Here is a 16563-nt window from a genome sequence, read left to right on the forward strand (position 1 = left end):
CTCGGCGGATGAAATTACTCGCCTGAGGCGATCATTTCAATCCGCTGTGTGTTGCAGGACACTTGTCCTTACCGCAATATATCCGTTTTACAGATTAATCGGTCAGGCTGTCGAGTGCACGCTGGAAACGATTGGCGTGCGAGCGTTCGGCTTTTGCCAGCGTTTCAAACCAGTCGGCGATTTCATCAAAGCCTTCATCGCGTGCAGTTTTTGCCATTCCAGGATACATGTCGGTATATTCATGCGTTTCTCCGGCAATAGCAGTTTTCAGGTTATCCCTTGTCGAGCCGAAAACCAGGCCAGTAGCCGGGTCACCGCATGATTCCAGATATTCCAGGTGACCATGAGCGTGTCCCGTCTCGCCCTCGGCAGTTGAACGAAATACTGTTGCGACATCATTTTGTCCTTCGACATCGGCCTTGGCTGCAAAATACAAATAGCGGCGATTTGCCTGAGATTCTCCCGCAAAGGCTGCTTTTAGATTACTTTCGGTTTTGGATCCTTTGAGTTCCATTGTTTTATCTCCTTTGTAACGTAACGCGTTTCAATATCTACTTGTGATAATTATTATGATCGGAATTATGCATCATTCTGACATAAACGCCAGCATCAATGATAGCCGATTCGGTTATTTTTTGAATGCTGGATTGTTTTGGAAGCGAGACTATCGAAGCGGTTTATGCTTGTCAAGGTCACCGGACAGGCATTCGCTGGGGATAACATGTCAGCCGTTAACCGGGTTTGCCGTCGATACGCGGGCGCCAGAAGACCGGTATGTAGCGAATGGCCCATAAACTGAAGCATGTTAGCCATATCAGCCCCGCAATCAGATACAGTACCGGTGCAAACTGAGACACCGGAGGAACCAGTTCTGGTAGTATCCTGACCACTGCGGCTGCTTGAAAACCTATGAACAGTTGCCATGTAAAATGATCCAGTACCAAGGGCCGGCCTGAGTGTCCGATTGTGACGCGTGATGCCATGCCCAGCACCATGCTGGCAAAATAGCCTATAGCCAATGCGTGCAGCGGTGCCATTCCCAAGTGCCATGTGCTGGCATTGCTCTGCATGAAGATAATACTTTGCAGACCAAACAGCAGCATTGAAATGCTGAGCCAGGCAAAAGCAATGTGCAACACTGCCAGCAGGCTGATCTGAAAGCTGCGCAGCAATCCCCAGCGGATGGACAAGAACAGGGCGCAGATTGCCAGGGGCAAGTCTGCCATCCACAGGTACTGGGTCATGCCCGCCAGTTGCAACAGACCATGCATGATAGTGCATGTCAGCATGAACCAGAGTATCCAGTACGGTTTGAAAACGACATAATTATCCAGCACCCGGCTGGAGAAAAATGGAATCATGCGGTGCGAGACGGCCAGTAAAATCGGCATTAGAAAAAACCAGATGCCTGCCTGGCGTGAAAAATCCAGAAAAAACAGACTGTCTGTAAGTAACCACAGTATATAAGCTGCAACACCCATACAGCCCATCAGTAAGGCCGTGCTGGTAACAGCAGCATGGCGCCTGTCTTGGTCTTTTGCCTGAATCAGAATGTTCTGCAATGATCTGAATGCATTGATGAAACCGACCAGAATTGCGGTAACGCCTGTTATGCTGATCCATTTTTCATGGAAGAGCCCTGTATAAAACAATGCGACACCAGCAATCATAAGTATGCATGTCGTCATATAGACGTGTTTGGCAATTTTTTTTCCGTTCATCCAGTTCGGATAAGTTGTGAACAGAAAACCAAAAATAAAGAATGGAAAAAAACAATAAATCATCAAAAATGCGTGTGCCCAGGTTGGTGCAATGCTCCAGGCTGTACTTGCGCCAAATATTGCATATCTTCCCGCCAGGTCGTATACCCACCATATCAGGGTAAAAATACCTTGTAGTGCGCCTGCTAAAAAAAGACTGCGATGCGGCGCTGCCGAAATGTGATGCCATAAATTAGTGAGCATTCGGAATCCTTTATAACGAATTTGATATAATATAGATAATTTAACAGATGTCGGCTGTCAGATTACTGGTCGTTTGTCCAGTTTTGCTGATTGTTGATACGAATTGAATTACACCTCCTGTCCTATAACACTGCACTTAAGATTTCAACATGCTCGATATTGATTTGCACAGTCATTCAAATATTTCTGATGGCGTTCTGACACCTGCCCAGCTTGTCGATCGGGCTGCCCAGCGTGGCGTAAAGGTGCTAGCACTGACGGACCATGATGATGTGGCCGGGTTAGATGAAGCCCGTTGTGCTGCAGCGAAAAAAAATATCACATTTATAAACGGTGTGGAAATCTCTGTCAGCTGGCGTGGCCGAACCATCCATATTCTGGGACTGAATGTTGATCCAGAATATCAACCGCTTTATGAGGGTCTGGCCGCCATTCGTTCCGGCCGTACGCAACGGGCTCAAAACATTGCGGAAGAGCTGGAGAAAGCAGGCATTACCGGCAGTCTCAAAGGGGCCTACGCCTTCGTTGGTGAGCGCGGTCTGATCGGTCGTACGCATTTTGGGCGTTTTTTGGTGGAAAAGGGATACGCCAAGGACATGAAATCGGTATTCAAGAAATATCTGGTCAAGGGGAAACCGGGTTATGCCCATCATGAATGGGCCGCTCTCAGTCAGGCAATTGCCTGGATAACCGGAAGCGGCGGTCGTGCCGTAATCGCGCACCCGGCCCGATATAATTTAGGAAAGAATGTGTTAAACGACTTGCTTGATGAATTTTCAGCACTGGGTGGTTCCGCTATCGAAGTGATCAGCGCCAGTCATACACCTCAGCAAGTTGAGATTTTTGCGGCGCATGCAAAAAACAGAAACTTGCTGACATCATGCGGATCCGATTTTCATGGACCGGGAGAAAGCTTTTTTGATTTAGGCCGTTTGCCGGAGTTGCCATTCGGGTGCGTACCGGTATGGCATGACTGGAATGCATTTTAAACAACAGGCGTACTGTTAATTTGATGTATCAGCAGACAGCGCGTTGACGCAGCAGCTAAACAACAGTTCGCATATTAATTGACCGACAATCATTTGGTATAATCATCCGCTATGGCTCAATTTTTCACGATTCATACAGAAAACCCACACTTACGATTGATCAAGCAGGCCGTGAATATCGTGCGTAATGGTGGCGTTATTGTTTATCCAACGGATTCATGTTACGCGCTGGGTTGCCAGATCGGTGATAAAAGCGCAATGTCACGCATTCGGACGATTCGTCAGGTGGATGAAAAGCATCACTTTACGCTGGTATGCAGGAATCTGGCAGAAATTTCGCTGTACGCCAGGGTAGACAATGCGCAATACCGTTTACTGAAAGCCAATACGCCAGGCAGCTACACATTTATCTTGCAGGCCAGTAAGGAAGTCCCGCGCCGGCTTCAGCATCCCAAGCGTTATACGATTGGTTTGCGCATTCCAGATCATCCTGTCGCTTTGGCATTACTGGAGGAAATGGGTGAACCTTTGTTAAGCTCAACGCTGGTGTTGCCGGGCGACGAATTGCCTATGAATGATGCAGACTCTATCAGGCAGCGTCTGGAGCAACAGGTCGACCTGGTGATGGATGCCGGATCCTGTGGTCTGGAGATGACCACCGTTATTGATCTGACAGATGAAGTGCCGATGCTTGTCAGGGCGGGTAAAGGCAGCCTTGATCCTTTCGGAATAGAACATGGGTCTTGATGGCATTATACAGGGAATTGCCATATATGCTTTGCCGGTTATATTTGCCATCACCATGCACGAGGCTGCACACGGTTATGTAGCCAGGTATTTCGGGGATTTTACTGCATTCAACCAGGGTAGAATCAGTCTTAATCCGGCAAAGCATATAGATCCGGTAGGAACGATTCTGGTGCCGGCTACACTGTTTATTGTCAGTAAATTAACCATGGGGGCAGGCTTTCTATTTGGCTGGGCCAAGCCGGTACCAGTCAACTTCGCCAATCTGCGCAAACCCAAACAGGACATGTTATGGGTTGCAGTTGCCGGACCAGGAGCCAATCTGATGATGGCTATTTTTTGGGCGCTGTTCATGAAGCTTGCCATTATTCTCCCTGTCAGCGATTTTACCGGACCCATGTTAATAATGGGCAGAGCGGGTATCGAAATCAATCTGATATTGATGGTGTTAAATCTGTTGCCGCTGCCACCACTTGATGGTGGACGTATGGCTATGAGTCTGCTTCCTCATCAAATTGCCAGTCACTTCGCTAAAATCGAACCTTACGGTTTTATGATTTTGCTGATTTTATTGATCAGTGGCATTCTTGGCATCATTGTCTGGCCGTTGATAACATTTATCAAGTTAATGATGGTTTCTTTTTTTGGACTATACATTTAATCGAGTTGTTCAGTGTCTAGAAACTTTCCATTTATTTAATGAACCGAAGATTCATACTATCTGAAATTAGGACATAACATATGTTTGCTGATCGTGTTTTATCGGGGATGCGTCCAACAGGTAATTTGCATTTGGGGCATTATCATGGTGTATTAAAAAACTGGGTTGAATTGCAGCAAAAGTATGAGTGCCTGTTTTTCGTGGCCGACTGGCATGCGTTGACAACTCATTACGACTCCCCCGAAATTATTGAAAAGAATGCTATTGATATGGTGATAGATTGGCTCGCAGCTGGTGTTGATCCATCGAAGGCAGTTCTGTTCATTCAATCAAAAGTACCGGCACATGCTGAATTGTTTCTATTGCTGTCAATGATGACGCCACTGGGCTGGCTGGAGCGCGTGCCTACATACAAAGATCAGCAGGAAAAATTGACTGAAAAGGATCTGAGCACTTATGGCTTTCTCGGATACCCATTGCTGCAAAGCGCGGATATTCTGATTTATCGTGCAAACCGTGTGCCGGTAGGCGAAGATCAGGCGCCTCATATTGAGTTTACACGAGAAATTTGCCGCCGGTTTAATCATCTCTATGGCAAGCAATCAGGTTTTGAAGAAAAAGCCGAAGCGGCAATTAAAAAGCTGGGATCAAAAAAATCAAAGTTGTATAGAGAACTGCGCAACCGGTACCAGGAGCAAGGCATTGAAAGTGCTCTGGAAGAGGGCAAGTCATTGCTGAATACCCAGCAGAATCTGAGTATGGGGGACAAGGAACGTTTGTTTGGATATCTTGAAGGTGGCGGCAAAATGATTCTATGCGAGCCTGAGACGTTATTGACAAAAGCCTCGCGTATGCCTGGACTAGATGGCCAGAAAATGTCCAAGTCGTATAACAATACGATTAGTCTGCGAGAGGATCCGGAAAGTATACGAAAAAAAATTCGTACCATGCCAACCGATCCGGCGCGTGTGCGGCGGTCTGATCCGGGTAATCCTGCAGTCTGCCCGGTCTGGCAGTTTCACTTGATTTATTCGAATGACGAGACATGCAAATGGGTTCAACATGGTTGTACCAGCGCAGAAATCGGGTGTCTTGACTGTAAGGGTCCGGTGATTGAAAAAGTGCTGGCGGAACTGGAGCCCATGCGAGAACGTGCCCGCATTTATGAGGAAGACCCCGTGCTGGTTCGCAATATTATTGCCGATGGTTGTGAAAAAGCAAATCAGCTTGCAGAAGACACGATGCGTGATATTCGCTCGGCCATCGGGCTGAATTATTCCTGAAGTTGTAATAAGTCATGACTTCAGCAGCGGATTCGGTAACCCATGCGTCCTTGAATCAATCCGGACCAGAGCCTATTGCAACGATCTGCGGCGAGCCTTTGATGGAACTTCCGCGGGATTTATACATTCCGCCCGATGCGTTGAAAGTGTTTTTGGATACATTTCAGGGACCGCTCGACCTGCTGCTTTATCTGATTCGCAAACATAATCTTGATATTCTTGATATACCGATGGTGCAATTAACACAGCAGTATATGGCATATGTTGAGTTGATGGAGGTGGAACAGCTTGAACTGGCTGCGGAATATCTACTGATGACAGCTTTGTTGATCGAAATAAAATCGCGTATGTTACTGCCGGTTCCGGTTAGCGAAGATGACGAAGATGTCGATCCGCGAGCTGAACTGGTTGAACGGTTGCTGAAGTATGAACAAATCAAATTGGCGGCAGTACGTTTAAATGAATTGCCCTTGGCGGGTCGTGATTTTTCAACTGTGCAGATCTGGATGGACGAGTGTGTTCCCGATCAACTGCCTGGTGTCTCTGTCGATGATCTTCGCCAGGTCTGGCTGACACTGCTGGCGAGAGCCCACATCAATAAGCATCATCGAGTTATCCGCGAGAAGCTTTCAGTAAGAGCCTATATGAGTCAGGTCCTTAGAGATCTGCGGCAGCGCGGACAAACGGCGTTTTATGATTTGTTCAGTCCGGCAGCAACTGTCGCTGAAGTAATTGTGACTTTCCTTGCAATACTTGAGCTTGCCAAGGAAATGCTGGTTGAAATAACGCAACCTGATACCCTTGGAGCTATTTATGTCAGATCGGCCGATTCAATTTAATCGTTCTGATCCCGATGATGGTAAACCGGTTGTATCTGCATCGAATGCCTTGATGCCACAACAGATCAAGCAGGTGATTGAGACAGCTCTGCTTGCTGCGCAAGAGCCCCTGTCAACAGCCATGCTGAGAAAACTGTTCGATAGCCAGGTTGAATCGAAACAAATAAGCAGCTATCTAGAGGAGATACGCAAAGACTGGACAGACAAAGGTATCGAGCTGGTGCGTGTTGCCAGTGGGTGGCGGTTCCAGGTTAAAGCGGAGATGCAGCCTTTTCTGAATCGTTTGAATCCGCCCAAAACGCCCCGCTATTCCCGTGCAGTAATGGAGACGCTAGCAATTATTGCTTATTATCAGCCGGTTACGCGTGGCGACATCGAAGAAATCAGAGGGATCAGTGTCTCATCATCCATCCTGAAGACATTGACGGCGCGCGGCTGGGTTGATCAAGTCGGCCATCGGAACGTGCCCGGTAAGCCGGCGTTACTTGCAACTACACAACAGTTTCTGAATGATCTGGGTATACGTGCCCTTGAGGAACTTCCACCGCTAGAGGAGCTCGGAACGTTGATCGATACAGAAGTGAATGGCATAGAAGAATCAGAAGTGGAATCTTCAACGAATGAATAACACCCGCCTGAATAACTTTAGGATTCGTACTTGTCAAGCAGGTCTGGAATGCCTTTTAGTATCGTCTGAGATTGTTTGATACAAAAATATTGATACATGATGACATGTGTTAAGAATTAATGATTCCGCTGGCTCTGCATAAAATAGCGTCCAGTTTTACACTGCAGTACTGGTGTTTTTCGCATTGCGATGATTATCAATCAGCGCCTGGCTCAAGTGAGGCTGGATGACCTGCAGCAGCTGTGCAAACACTTTAGGATTGCCCGCGAGGATCTGACCGCTTTCCAGGTAGGAATCATTACCTTCCAGATCGCCAACTAATCCACCGGCTTCCTGTATCAACAGACAACCTGCGGCCATATCCCAAGGAGCCAATCCGATTTCCCAGAAACCATCGTAACGACCAGCGGCCACGTAAGACAGATCCAGTGATGCCGAGCCTGGACGGCGAATACCCGCAACACGTGGAATAATATCTTTAAACATTTTTAGATAGGCTTCTAAATGTGTCAGATCTCTGAATGGAATGCCAGTGCCGATCAAACAGTCTTCAAGGCGTGTACGCTTACTGACACGTAAACGTTGATTATTCAGATACGCGCCGCCGCCCCTGCTGGCAGTAAACAGTTCATTATTATTCGGGTTATATACAACTGCTTTATTGAGTAAACCTTTATGTTTTAATGCAATTGAAACCGCATACTGAGGTAAACCGTGCAGAAAATTTGTGGTGCCGTCCAGTGGATCTATGATCCACTGGTATTCGGCTTGCGCCATAGCTCCACGTGCGCCGCTTTCCTCAGCAAGAATGGCATGACTCGGGTACGCATCATGTAGGATCTTAATGATGGCCTCCTCAGCAGCACCATCGACCTCGCTGACATAATCGCTCCGGGATTTTTTGGAAATATTCAATAAATCCAGGTTTCTGGAAGCCTGGTTAATGATATCACCAGCTCGTCGTGCGGCTTTGATTGCAATATTCAACATTGGATGCATGGTATTTCTAATTTTATTGTTCAAGAATAACCTGACATTTTAATATGAATCAGCAGTGATCAGGCAGAAAAGTGTAAAGACTGCCGCGCTGAAATTGAATGGCTATGCATACCTGATTACTCCAGTTTGACCAGCAAATATCGATGAATACTTAATTTCTGATCGTTTTATCCGTAGATAAGAAAAACAAACCTGTCTTGACCGGCCGTGATCAGGCTGAGCCAGATATATGAAAACTCAAGAATTATTCGAAATTGTCTGAGGGATACGTATGAACATAGTCGAACTGCTCGCATTTGTAGTTAAAAACAAGGCTTCTGATTTGCATTTGTCCGCCGGAATGCCGCCAATGATTCGCGTGCACGGTGAAGTCAAACGAATCAACTTGCCAGAGATGGAGCACAAAGAAGTTCATAGCATGATATATGACATCATGAATGACGCTCAGCGTAAATATTATGAAGAAAATCTCGAGTGTGATTTTTCATTTGAAGTGCCAAATCTTGCCCGTTTTCGTGTTAACGCTTTCAATACCCAGCGCGGTGCTGCGGCGGTCATGCGGACTATTCCATCCAAGGTGCTAACGCTTGAAGAATTAAATGCCCCCAAGATTTTTACAGAAATTGCTCAGCAACCCCGGGGTGTTGTTCTTGTTACCGGGCCTACAGGTTCTGGTAAATCGACAACGCTGGCGGCAATGATTAATCATATTAACGAAAGTGATTTCGGACACATTCTCACCCTTGAAGATCCCATAGAGTTTGTTCACGAGAGTAAAAAATGCCTGATTAATCAGCGTGAAGTCGGTCGTGACACACACAGTTTCGAGAATGCATTGCGTTCTGCCTTGCGCGAGGATCCGGATATTATTTTGGTGGGTGAATTGCGTGACCTGGAAACAATACGGCTGGCCATGACTGCAGCCGAAACCGGTCATTTGGTCTTCGGTACGCTTCATACCAGTTCTGCTGCAAAAACCATTGACCGTATTATTGATGTGTTTCCGGCAGAAGAAAAAGATATGATCCGTGCCATGTTGTCAGAGTCGTTAAGAGCAGTGATATCCCAGACATTGCTTAAAACTAAGGACGGTAACGGGCGCGTGGCCGCGCATGAAATTATGATTGGCACCCCCGCAATTCGTAACCTGATTCGCGAAGCTAAGGTTGCACAAATGTATTCAGCAATACAGACCGGGCAGAGTGTGGGTATGCAAACACTGGATCAGAATCTGACCGACCTGGTCAGACGCAATGTCGTGACAATGACGGAAGCGCGTATCAAAGCAGCAAATAAAGATAATTTCAGATAAATCCGGAAATTCAGGAATAAAAATGGACAAAGCACAAGCTACAAAATTTATGCATGATCTGTTGCGTTTGATGCTCAGTAAAAAAGCATCGGATTTGTTCATCACCGCGGGTTTTCCCCCTGCGATAAAAGTTGATGGAAAAATGACACCGGTTTCACAACAGCCACTTACAACACAGCATACCGAGGCACTAGCGCACGCTATTATGAATGATAAACAGGCTGCTGAGTTTGAGCAGACCAGGGAATGCAATTTTGCTATTAATCCTGCTGGTATCGGACGTTTTCGCGTTAATACGTTTGTTCAACAGCAAAGAGTGGGGTTGGTATTACGTACGATTACAACGAAAATTCCCGACTTTGATGAACTGGGGTTACCGCCTGTGCTCAAGGAAGTGGTAATGAGTAAAAGAGGCCTGGTAATTTTTGTCGGTGGTACCGGTTCTGGTAAGTCCACGTCGATGGCGGCATTAATCGGTCACCGTAACAAGAACACTTATGGACACATTATAACTATTGAGGACCCGGTGGAATATGTCCACGAACATATTAACTGCGTGATCACGCAACGTGAAGTGGGTGTTGATACAGAATCCTGGGAGGCGGCGTTAAAAAATACACTGCGGCAGGCACCGGATGTTATCTTAATTGGCGAGATCCGTGACAGGGAAACCATGGAACATGCGATAGCATTTGCTGAGACAGGTCATTTATGTATGGGCACGTTGCATGCTAACAGTGCCAATCAGGCGCTTGACCGAATTATTAACTTTTTTCCTGAAGAGCGCCGAGCGCAGTTGCTGATGGATCTGTCGCTCAACCTGCGCGGTCTGATTGCCCAGCGCCTGATTCCTAAAAAAGATGGAAAAGGGCGAGCGGCTGCCATTGAAATCATGTTAAATTCTCCATTGATTTCTGATCTGATTTTTAAAGGTGATGTGCATGAAATCAAGGAGATAATGAAGAAATCACGCGAACTGGGAATGCAGACATTTGATATGGCGCTGTTTGAGTTATTTGAAAACGGTTTGATCAGTTATGAAGATGCTTTAAGAAATGCCGATTCTATGAATGAATTGCGTCTACAAATCAAACTGAAAGGAAAGGATGCCAGAAATACCGATTTGACGGCGGGTATAGCCCATTTAGCCATACAGGAATAACCGGTGGTTGCTCGGTGTTGCAAACAGCCTTAGTATTGCATTTATGCAAACTGAGTGGCATTACACTAGGAATCCCGATGATTTTGTGGCAGAGCAGGGCGGCAGTTATGCATTTGTACTGGGCATCGTTCTCGATGATCTTGCGTCCAGTGAAATATACAAATGGTTTCTCGCCGCCCTTTTATATGGAGCGCGTATATCCGAGAAAATAGCTACAAACACATGGCAGGTGTTTAACAGTCACCAGGTTACGTCGCCCGTAAGAGTGCTTGCTACAGGCTGGGATGGTCTGGTTGACCTGTTGGACAAAGGTGGATACGGTCGCTACGACTTTAAAACAGCAACAAAATTATTGTCCGTTAACTTTACGTTGCAAAATGAATATGCCGGTGATTTAAATCGATTACACCAGCTGGCAACAGGACCGCGGAATCTGGAAGAACGTATCATGGCATTGGGCAAGGGCATAGGTAAGGTTACAACGCAGATTTTTTTACGTGAGTTGCGCGGGCGCTGGTGCAAAGCCATGCCACCTTTGTCACCATTGGCTTTGCGTGCAGCAAGGAAACTTGGATATTTGTCTGCTGATGTTAATGCTGATTTAGAAGCCGTAACCCGGTTACAGAGATTATGGAAGGAAAATAAGCAAACTGCCGGTGAATTTGTGCATTTCGAATCAGCACTGGTACGTTATGGATTGTATTTGAGGCATCAGGACAAAAGGTCGCATACCAAAGCGTTATGAGCAGAAGCAGCTGAAACTAAAATTATCCTGGTAGCTGGATTACTTGATTCTGCCCAATGAACCCTTATGTAGTAATTATGTCAGATTGATAAATTGCTATATGACAAGTATACGCTCTAACCCAATTCGCAAGCCGGCTGTGGCTGGCCTTTTTTATCCGGATGATGCGCACAGGTTATCTCAGGATATTCGGGTATTGATAAACAGCGCCCGGAAATATGACCTGACACCAAAAGCGTTGATTGTGCCACATGCTGGTTATATCTATTCTGGAGCAGTTGCAGCAACAGCCTACCGAACATTACTTGCTGTGGCTGAATCCATTAAACGTGTTGTGTTGCTGGGTCCCTCGCACCGTGTAGTATTGCATGGCCTGGCGTTACCCGGTGTAGCGTGCTTTGATACGCCATTAGGGTCCGTACATGTAGATATTGAATCGGCCCGGGCTATTTCGGATTTGTCACAGGTGATCATTAGTACCGATGCGCATTTGCTTGAGCACTCGCTTGAAGTGCAATTGCCATTTCTGCAGCAAGTGCTTACAGAATTTAAATTACTGCCTCTTGCCGTTGGAGTAGCTTCCGCTGAAGATGTTGCCGAAGTGCTTGATAAAGTTTGGGGTAACGACGAGACGTTGATCATAGTCAGTTCGGATCTTTCGCATTATTTGCCTTACCCAGTGGCGCAAAAAGTGGATAAAACGACCGTGCAAACGATTTTGCAACTGAGGCAACCGATCTCACATGAGCAGGCCTGTGGTGCTACGCCTGTGAGTGGCCTGATTGCGGTTGCCCGTAGGCGCCATTTAAAACCACATCTGCTTGATTTACGAAATTCGGGTGATACTGCCGGTTCACGTGAGCAAGTAGTAGGTTATGCGGCGATTGCGTTTTGTTAAAATTGACGGATAATTGAACGGAATGTATTCGAATTCAAATCATAGCGATCAGGGTCAGGTATTGTTGTCATTAGCTCGGACAGCAATTGCAGATGCGCTGCAGATTGACACCACGGATACTGGTGCTTTTGATACTACGGCTGAATGGTTGGTGGAGCCGGGTGCAACTTTTATTACATTGACGCAACAACAACGTTTGCGTGGTTGTATCGGCTCTTTGCAGGCCTGCCAGCCACTATTTGAGAATGTACGCAGTAATGCTATTGCAGCCGCATTCTATGACAACCGGTTTTTACCTGTGACAACATGTGAATTTGCATCAATCATCGTGGAAGTGTCGTTGCTGTCTGAATTACATCCACTCTCGTTTTACAGTGAAAAAGATGCTTTATCACAATTACGTCCTGGTATTGACGGTGTAATGCTGTCTTTCGGTGCACATCACAGCACTTTTTTACCGCAAGTCTGGGAAGATCTGCCGCAGCCGCGTGAATTTTTGGCACAGTTAAAACTCAAAGCTGGAATAGATGCCGACTTTTGGGATGATACGATCTGCTTATCGCGGTATACCGTTCAAAAATGGCGCGAAACGGATTTTATAGAGGAAAGAAGCAATGGATGAACCGATTAGTGCCGAAGCACGATATCCGGCAAAGTACTGGCATTTTCTGGAAGATGGTCGTATACAGTGTGACTTGTGTCCGCGTGACTGTAAATTGCACGAAGGTCAGCGTGGTGCGTGTTTTGTGCGGGGCCGGAGCGGAAATACCATGGTGCTGACTACTTATGGACGATCCTCAGGTTTTTGTATAGACCCAATAGAAAAAAAGCCGCTTAATCATTTTTATCCGGGCAGCAGTGTACTGTCATTCGGCACAGCGGGGTGCAATCTGGCGTGTAAATTCTGCCAGAACTGGGATATCTCCAAATCTCGTAGTTTTGACAAGCTTGCAGCTCAGGCAGCTCCGGAGGAAATCGCTGATGTGGCGGCTGCGCTTGGCTGTAAAAGCATCGCATTTACCTACAACGATCCTGTGATTTTTGCGGAATATGCGATGGATGTGGCGGATGCCTGCCATGCAAAAGGAATTAAAGCGGTTGCAGTAACGGCGGGTTATATCCATCCCAACCCTCGCCGCGAATTTTTTGCCAGAATGGATGCTGCGAATATCGACTTGAAAGCGTTTACCGAAGAATTTTATGTCAAGCAGACTGGCGCACATCTGCAGCCTGTGCTTGATACATTAAAATATCTGAAACAAGAAACTGAAGTCTGGTTTGAGCTGACAACATTATTGATACCCAAACTAAACGACTCGGCGAACGAAGTCGAGGCCATGTGTACCTGGATAGTCAGGGAGCTTGGCGGTGATGTGCCCTTGCATTTCAGTGCCTTTCACCCGGATTATAAAATGACTGAGACTCCATCCACGCCGGTTTCAACATTGATTCAGGCGCGTCAAATTGCACTTGATGCAGGTTTGCACTATGTTTATACAGGAAACGTGCACTACCGTGCGGGTGATACGACGTATTGTCCATCTTGCGGCAGCGAAATAATTGTACGTGACTGGTATGAGATTGAACACTACCACCTAAACGATCAAGGGTGCTGTTCACATTGCGGTGAGCAGATTGCTGGTAACTTTGAACACTTTAGCGGCAGTTTTGGGCGAAATCGCATTCCAGTCGATATACATTCCAGAATTCGTTCCCATTCCCAGGGGAATAACGACGTGCATCACAAGTCGCTTAGTTCTAGCTAACAGCTGTAACAAATACTCAGCCAGTGCCGATACGGCTTGGTATTCTGTTATTTGTCACAGGTGTCAGCCTGCTGCAATGGCAAGCTGAATTACCTGGAACGTATGAAGCTTTGGTGCTGCCGCTGTTACTGACGGCTTGTGTGTTATGCTGGCGAAACCAGACAACCATTTTGCAAACAGTCAGTCGAATTTTGTTTTTATTGCTTTTGTTTGGTGCTGGTTATTTCTGGGCAGCCGCTATGGCGCACTGGCGATTGGCTGATACCTTGCCTAAAGCGTGGGAAGGTAAAGATATTCAGGTAGTCGGTGTGATTTCAAGTCTGCCGCAATACAGTAGTAACAGCGTTCGATTTCAATTCGAAGTCGAGCAGATACTGACGCCTGATGCGCATGTTCCCAAGCGCCTATCACTGGCCTGGTACCTGGAGCGCAAGCAGAATGAAATGCGTAATAGTTTACCGGTTGTGCATGCCGGTGAGCGCTGGCGAATAACGGTGCGTCTAAAGCGACCACACAGTCACGCCAATCCCCATGGTTTTGATTATGAAGCCTGGGCATTGGAACGTGACATTCGTGCTGTGGGCTATGTGCGTTCAGCATTGGACAACTCATTGTTAACGGTACGGGTAAATAAACCGGCATATAGGATTGAAGCCTGGCGTCAACAGATTCAGCAACGGTTTGATTCCATACTTGACGGTCAACGCTATGCAGGCATTCTAATGACTCTGGCAACCGGGGATCAGCGCGCAATACCCACCGATCAATGGCAAGTTTTTACGCGTACCGGAACCAATCATTTAATGGCTATATCCGGATTGCACATTACGCTTGTTGCCAGCATGGTATATTTCCTGGTTTCCAGAATGTGGCGACAAAGTGTGCGTTTGTTATCGTACTTGCCTGCGCATCGGGCGGCTGTTGCAGCAGGATTGATAGCGGCGTGTATTTATGCATTGCTTTCAGGTTTTGCGATTCCTGCGCAACGCGCATTTTTTATGTTGGCCGTAATGGCTGCAGTAATCTGGTGCGGTCGTATGGCAGCACCTACGATGGTGCTGGCCTGGGCGCTACTGCTGGTTGTTGTTATTGATCCCTGGGCGGTGTTGTCAGCCGGGTTCTGGCTTTCATTCGGTGCAATCAGCATTATCATGCTGGTAACGACAGGGCGTATAGGTACCGCGCATTGGCTTGTCAGCTGGGTGCGCGTACAATGGGCGATAACCCTGGGGCTGGTTCCATTGCTGTTGGCATTGTTTCAGCAGGTATCGATGGTATCGCCTGTCGCCAATGCGGTGGCAATTCCGCTGGTCAGCCTGTGTGTCGTGCCGCTTACGCTCCTATCCATTCTGCCTCCGTTTGAATTTATGTTGCCATTGGCGCACGGTATTTTAAGTATCGTGATGGTGTTTCTACAGGGCCTGAATGAATTATCGCAGCCGGTTTGGCAACAACATGTCCCACCCTTGTGGTCAATAGCTGTTGCGGTGCTGGGTATCATCTGGCTGCTGCTGCCTGGCAGTCTGGGATTGAACTTCTTTACGGGATTTCCGGGACGCTGGCTCGGCGTGGTCGCTCTGCTGCCCCTGTTTCTAGTGCTGCCGTCGAGACCACCTGAGGGTGCGCTCTGGTTGACGGTTCTCGATGTCGGGCAGGGACTGGCGGTAGTGGCGCAAACACAGCATCGTACGCTGCTGTTTGACAGTGGTCCGTCATATGCTGTGAGTGACAGCGGTGATCGTATCGTGATACCGTTTCTGCGCGCACAGGGAATCGGCATTCTGGACCGTATGATAATATCGCACGCCGATTCTGACCATAGTGGCGGCGCGTTATCGGTACTTAATACCCTGGATGTCAAAATGTTGTATTCGTCAATGGATATCAATCATCCAGTTTCTCAGGCAGCCAATCGTAGTGCGTTGTGTGTCCGTGGGGAATCCTGGAACTGGGACGGTGTCACTTTTGAAATTTTGTATCCGGATCACGCTATTTATGCCGATCCAGCCCGGAAGACCAACGAAAGCAGTTGTGTGCTGAAAATAACGACTGCAACCGGCAGCATACTCATACCGGCCGATATTGGCCGCGCAGCTGAACGAAAGCTGATTGACGCTAATGATGGCAAATTACCATCGACAGTTCTGATAGCGCCGCATCACGGCAGTTTGACTTCCTCAAGCGTGGCCTTTGTGAATCAGGTCAATCCGGCGGTTACCATTTTTACTGTTGGTTATCGTAACCGTTTTGGTCATCCAAGAGATGACATTTTAGAGCGCTACCGTGCACAGGGGAGTATTCAGTTGCGTAGCGACTGGCACGGTGCGATATTAATCCGTTTCGAACACAAGGGTTTTTTCATTGGCAGCTGGCGGCAGTTACGCCCACGCTACTGGCAGCAAAAATTTTAGTGCACCAGCTGTTTCTGTCCAAGTTGTATTGGGAGAACGGTTGAACCTATCAGCATTGGTTCTCTGATAAAAAAAGTAAATTTGAGTACTCGGAATCAAAATGTTCTGGGTGTTATTTGCTGTCTGTGCTGAGGTATGTTTTTTTGTAGCGATCGCACC

Annotated in this window: 16 protein-coding genes; 13 read left to right on the forward strand and 3 right to left on the reverse strand. The window is 47.1% G+C overall.

The genetic code is table 11. The features are described 5' to 3' along the window. Positions 1 to 94: 94 nt before the first annotated feature. The gene (locus tag BMY62_RS02215) at positions 95 to 514 is read right to left on the reverse strand and encodes a rubrerythrin family protein (RefSeq protein ID WP_090655954.1); all 420 of its coding nucleotides are present in this window, start codon (positions 512 to 514) and stop codon (positions 95 to 97) included. Positions 515 to 731: 217 nt separating this feature from the next. Continuing rightward, positions 732 to 1964, reverse strand: coding sequence for an NnrS family protein (locus BMY62_RS02220; RefSeq protein WP_090655957.1), 1233 nt, complete (start codon positions 1962 to 1964; stop codon positions 732 to 734). Positions 1965 to 2113: 149 nt separating this feature from the next. On the opposite strand from BMY62_RS02220, the gene BMY62_RS02225 reads away from it, so the two are divergent. From BMY62_RS02225 to scpB, 6 genes are all read left to right on the forward strand, one after another. After that, the gene (locus BMY62_RS02225; RefSeq protein WP_090655959.1) at positions 2114 to 2953 is read left to right on the forward strand and encodes a 3',5'-nucleoside bisphosphate phosphatase; all 840 of its coding nucleotides are present in this window, start codon (positions 2114 to 2116) and stop codon (positions 2951 to 2953) included. Between the two features lie 111 nt (positions 2954 to 3064). Beyond that, positions 3065 to 3700, forward strand: coding sequence for an L-threonylcarbamoyladenylate synthase (locus tag BMY62_RS02230; RefSeq protein ID WP_090655962.1), 636 nt, complete (start codon positions 3065 to 3067; stop codon positions 3698 to 3700). Further along, a complete protein-coding gene (locus BMY62_RS02235; RefSeq protein WP_090655965.1) occupies positions 3690 to 4361 on the forward strand; it encodes a site-2 protease family protein in 672 nt (223 codons plus the stop codon). Before BMY62_RS02230 ends, BMY62_RS02235 begins: the two co-directional genes overlap by 11 nt. 80 nt (positions 4362 to 4441) lie before the next feature. Beyond that, positions 4442 to 5644: a tryptophan--tRNA ligase gene (locus BMY62_RS02240; protein WP_090655968.1), complete on the forward strand. Its 1203-nt coding sequence runs from the start codon at positions 4442 to 4444 to the stop codon at positions 5642 to 5644. Between the two features lie 14 nt (positions 5645 to 5658). After that, positions 5659 to 6483, forward strand: a complete 825-nt coding sequence (locus tag BMY62_RS02245) for a segregation and condensation protein A (protein ID WP_090655971.1) — start codon at positions 5659 to 5661, stop codon at positions 6481 to 6483. Next, positions 6458 to 7111, forward strand: a complete 654-nt coding sequence (gene scpB, locus BMY62_RS02250; RefSeq protein WP_218142920.1) for an SMC-Scp complex subunit ScpB — start codon at positions 6458 to 6460, stop codon at positions 7109 to 7111. Before BMY62_RS02245 ends, scpB begins: the two co-directional genes overlap by 26 nt. Positions 7112 to 7267: 156 nt before the next feature. Here scpB and BMY62_RS02255 read toward each other — a convergent pair whose 3' ends face one another. After that, positions 7268 to 8110 (reverse strand): inositol monophosphatase family protein, encoded by an 843-nt coding sequence (locus BMY62_RS02255; protein WP_090655974.1) that lies wholly within the window; start codon positions 8108 to 8110, stop codon positions 7268 to 7270. Between the two features lie 271 nt (positions 8111 to 8381). Here BMY62_RS02255 and BMY62_RS02260 point away from each other — a divergent pair, with 271 nt between their 5' ends. The 7 genes from BMY62_RS02260 (at position 8382) to BMY62_RS02290 (ending at position 16404) form a co-directional block, all read left to right on the forward strand. After that, positions 8382 to 9422 carry a type IV pilus twitching motility protein PilT gene (locus BMY62_RS02260; protein ID WP_090655976.1) on the forward strand — a complete coding sequence of 347 codons (1041 nt, stop codon included), beginning with the start codon at positions 8382 to 8384 and terminating at the stop codon, positions 9420 to 9422. A gap of 22 nt (positions 9423 to 9444) precedes the next feature. Continuing rightward, positions 9445 to 10584: a PilT/PilU family type 4a pilus ATPase gene (locus tag BMY62_RS02265; protein ID WP_090655979.1), complete on the forward strand. Its 1140-nt coding sequence runs from the start codon at positions 9445 to 9447 to the stop codon at positions 10582 to 10584. Positions 10585 to 10627: 43 nt separating this feature from the next. Further along, entirely contained in the window at positions 10628 to 11329 is a 702-nt protein-coding gene (locus BMY62_RS02270; protein WP_090656178.1) for a hypothetical protein, read from the forward strand. A 100-nt stretch (positions 11330 to 11429) separates the two neighbouring features. Beyond that, on the forward strand, positions 11430 to 12227 hold the full coding sequence (gene amrB, locus BMY62_RS02275) for an AmmeMemoRadiSam system protein B (RefSeq protein ID WP_090655982.1): 798 nt from the start codon (positions 11430 to 11432) through the stop codon (positions 12225 to 12227). A gap of 22 nt (positions 12228 to 12249) precedes the next feature. Further along, a complete protein-coding gene (gene amrA, locus BMY62_RS02280; RefSeq protein ID WP_090655985.1) occupies positions 12250 to 12849 on the forward strand; it encodes an AmmeMemoRadiSam system protein A in 600 nt (199 codons plus the stop codon). Beyond that, complete coding sequence (amrS, locus tag BMY62_RS02285) at positions 12842 to 13993, forward strand: AmmeMemoRadiSam system radical SAM enzyme (RefSeq protein WP_090655988.1); 1152 nt, start codon at positions 12842 to 12844, stop codon at positions 13991 to 13993. The genes amrA and amrS overlap by 8 nt, the downstream gene beginning before the upstream one ends. 23 nt (positions 13994 to 14016) lie before the next feature. Continuing rightward, positions 14017 to 16404 carry a DNA internalization-related competence protein ComEC/Rec2 gene (locus BMY62_RS02290; protein ID WP_090655992.1) on the forward strand — a complete coding sequence of 796 codons (2388 nt, stop codon included), beginning with the start codon at positions 14017 to 14019 and terminating at the stop codon, positions 16402 to 16404. The last annotated feature ends 159 nt before the right edge of the window (positions 16405 to 16563 follow it).

Source organism: Nitrosomonas marina (assembly GCF_900111605.1).
Taxonomy (GTDB): domain Bacteria; phylum Pseudomonadota; class Gammaproteobacteria; order Burkholderiales; family Nitrosomonadaceae; genus Nitrosomonas; species Nitrosomonas marina_A.

Coding starts and splice junctions, on each gene's coding strand:
- BMY62_RS02215 (WP_090655954.1), bottom strand. CDS start 514: ATGGAACTCAAAGGATCCAAAACCGAAAGTAATCTAAAAGCAGCCTTT.
- BMY62_RS02220 (WP_090655957.1), bottom strand. CDS start 1,964: ATGCTCACTAATTTATGGCATCACATTTCGGCAGCGCCGCATCGCAGT.
- BMY62_RS02225 (WP_090655959.1), top strand. CDS start 2,114: ATGCTCGATATTGATTTGCACAGTCATTCAAATATTTCTGATGGCGTT.
- BMY62_RS02230 (WP_090655962.1), top strand. CDS start 3,065: ATGGCTCAATTTTTCACGATTCATACAGAAAACCCACACTTACGATTG.
- BMY62_RS02235 (WP_090655965.1), top strand. CDS start 3,690: ATGGGTCTTGATGGCATTATACAGGGAATTGCCATATATGCTTTGCCG.
- BMY62_RS02240 (WP_090655968.1), top strand. CDS start 4,442: ATGTTTGCTGATCGTGTTTTATCGGGGATGCGTCCAACAGGTAATTTG.
- BMY62_RS02245 (WP_090655971.1), top strand. CDS start 5,659: ATGACTTCAGCAGCGGATTCGGTAACCCATGCGTCCTTGAATCAATCC.
- scpB (WP_218142920.1), top strand. CDS start 6,458: ATGTCAGATCGGCCGATTCAATTTAATCGTTCTGATCCCGATGATGGT.
- BMY62_RS02255 (WP_090655974.1), bottom strand. CDS start 8,110: ATGCATCCAATGTTGAATATTGCAATCAAAGCCGCACGACGAGCTGGT.
- BMY62_RS02260 (WP_090655976.1), top strand. CDS start 8,382: ATGAACATAGTCGAACTGCTCGCATTTGTAGTTAAAAACAAGGCTTCT.
- BMY62_RS02265 (WP_090655979.1), top strand. CDS start 9,445: ATGGACAAAGCACAAGCTACAAAATTTATGCATGATCTGTTGCGTTTG.
- BMY62_RS02270 (WP_090656178.1), top strand. CDS start 10,628: ATGCAAACTGAGTGGCATTACACTAGGAATCCCGATGATTTTGTGGCA.
- amrB (WP_090655982.1), top strand. CDS start 11,430: ATGACAAGTATACGCTCTAACCCAATTCGCAAGCCGGCTGTGGCTGGC.
- amrA (WP_090655985.1), top strand. CDS start 12,250: ATGTATTCGAATTCAAATCATAGCGATCAGGGTCAGGTATTGTTGTCA.
- amrS (WP_090655988.1), top strand. CDS start 12,842: ATGGATGAACCGATTAGTGCCGAAGCACGATATCCGGCAAAGTACTGG.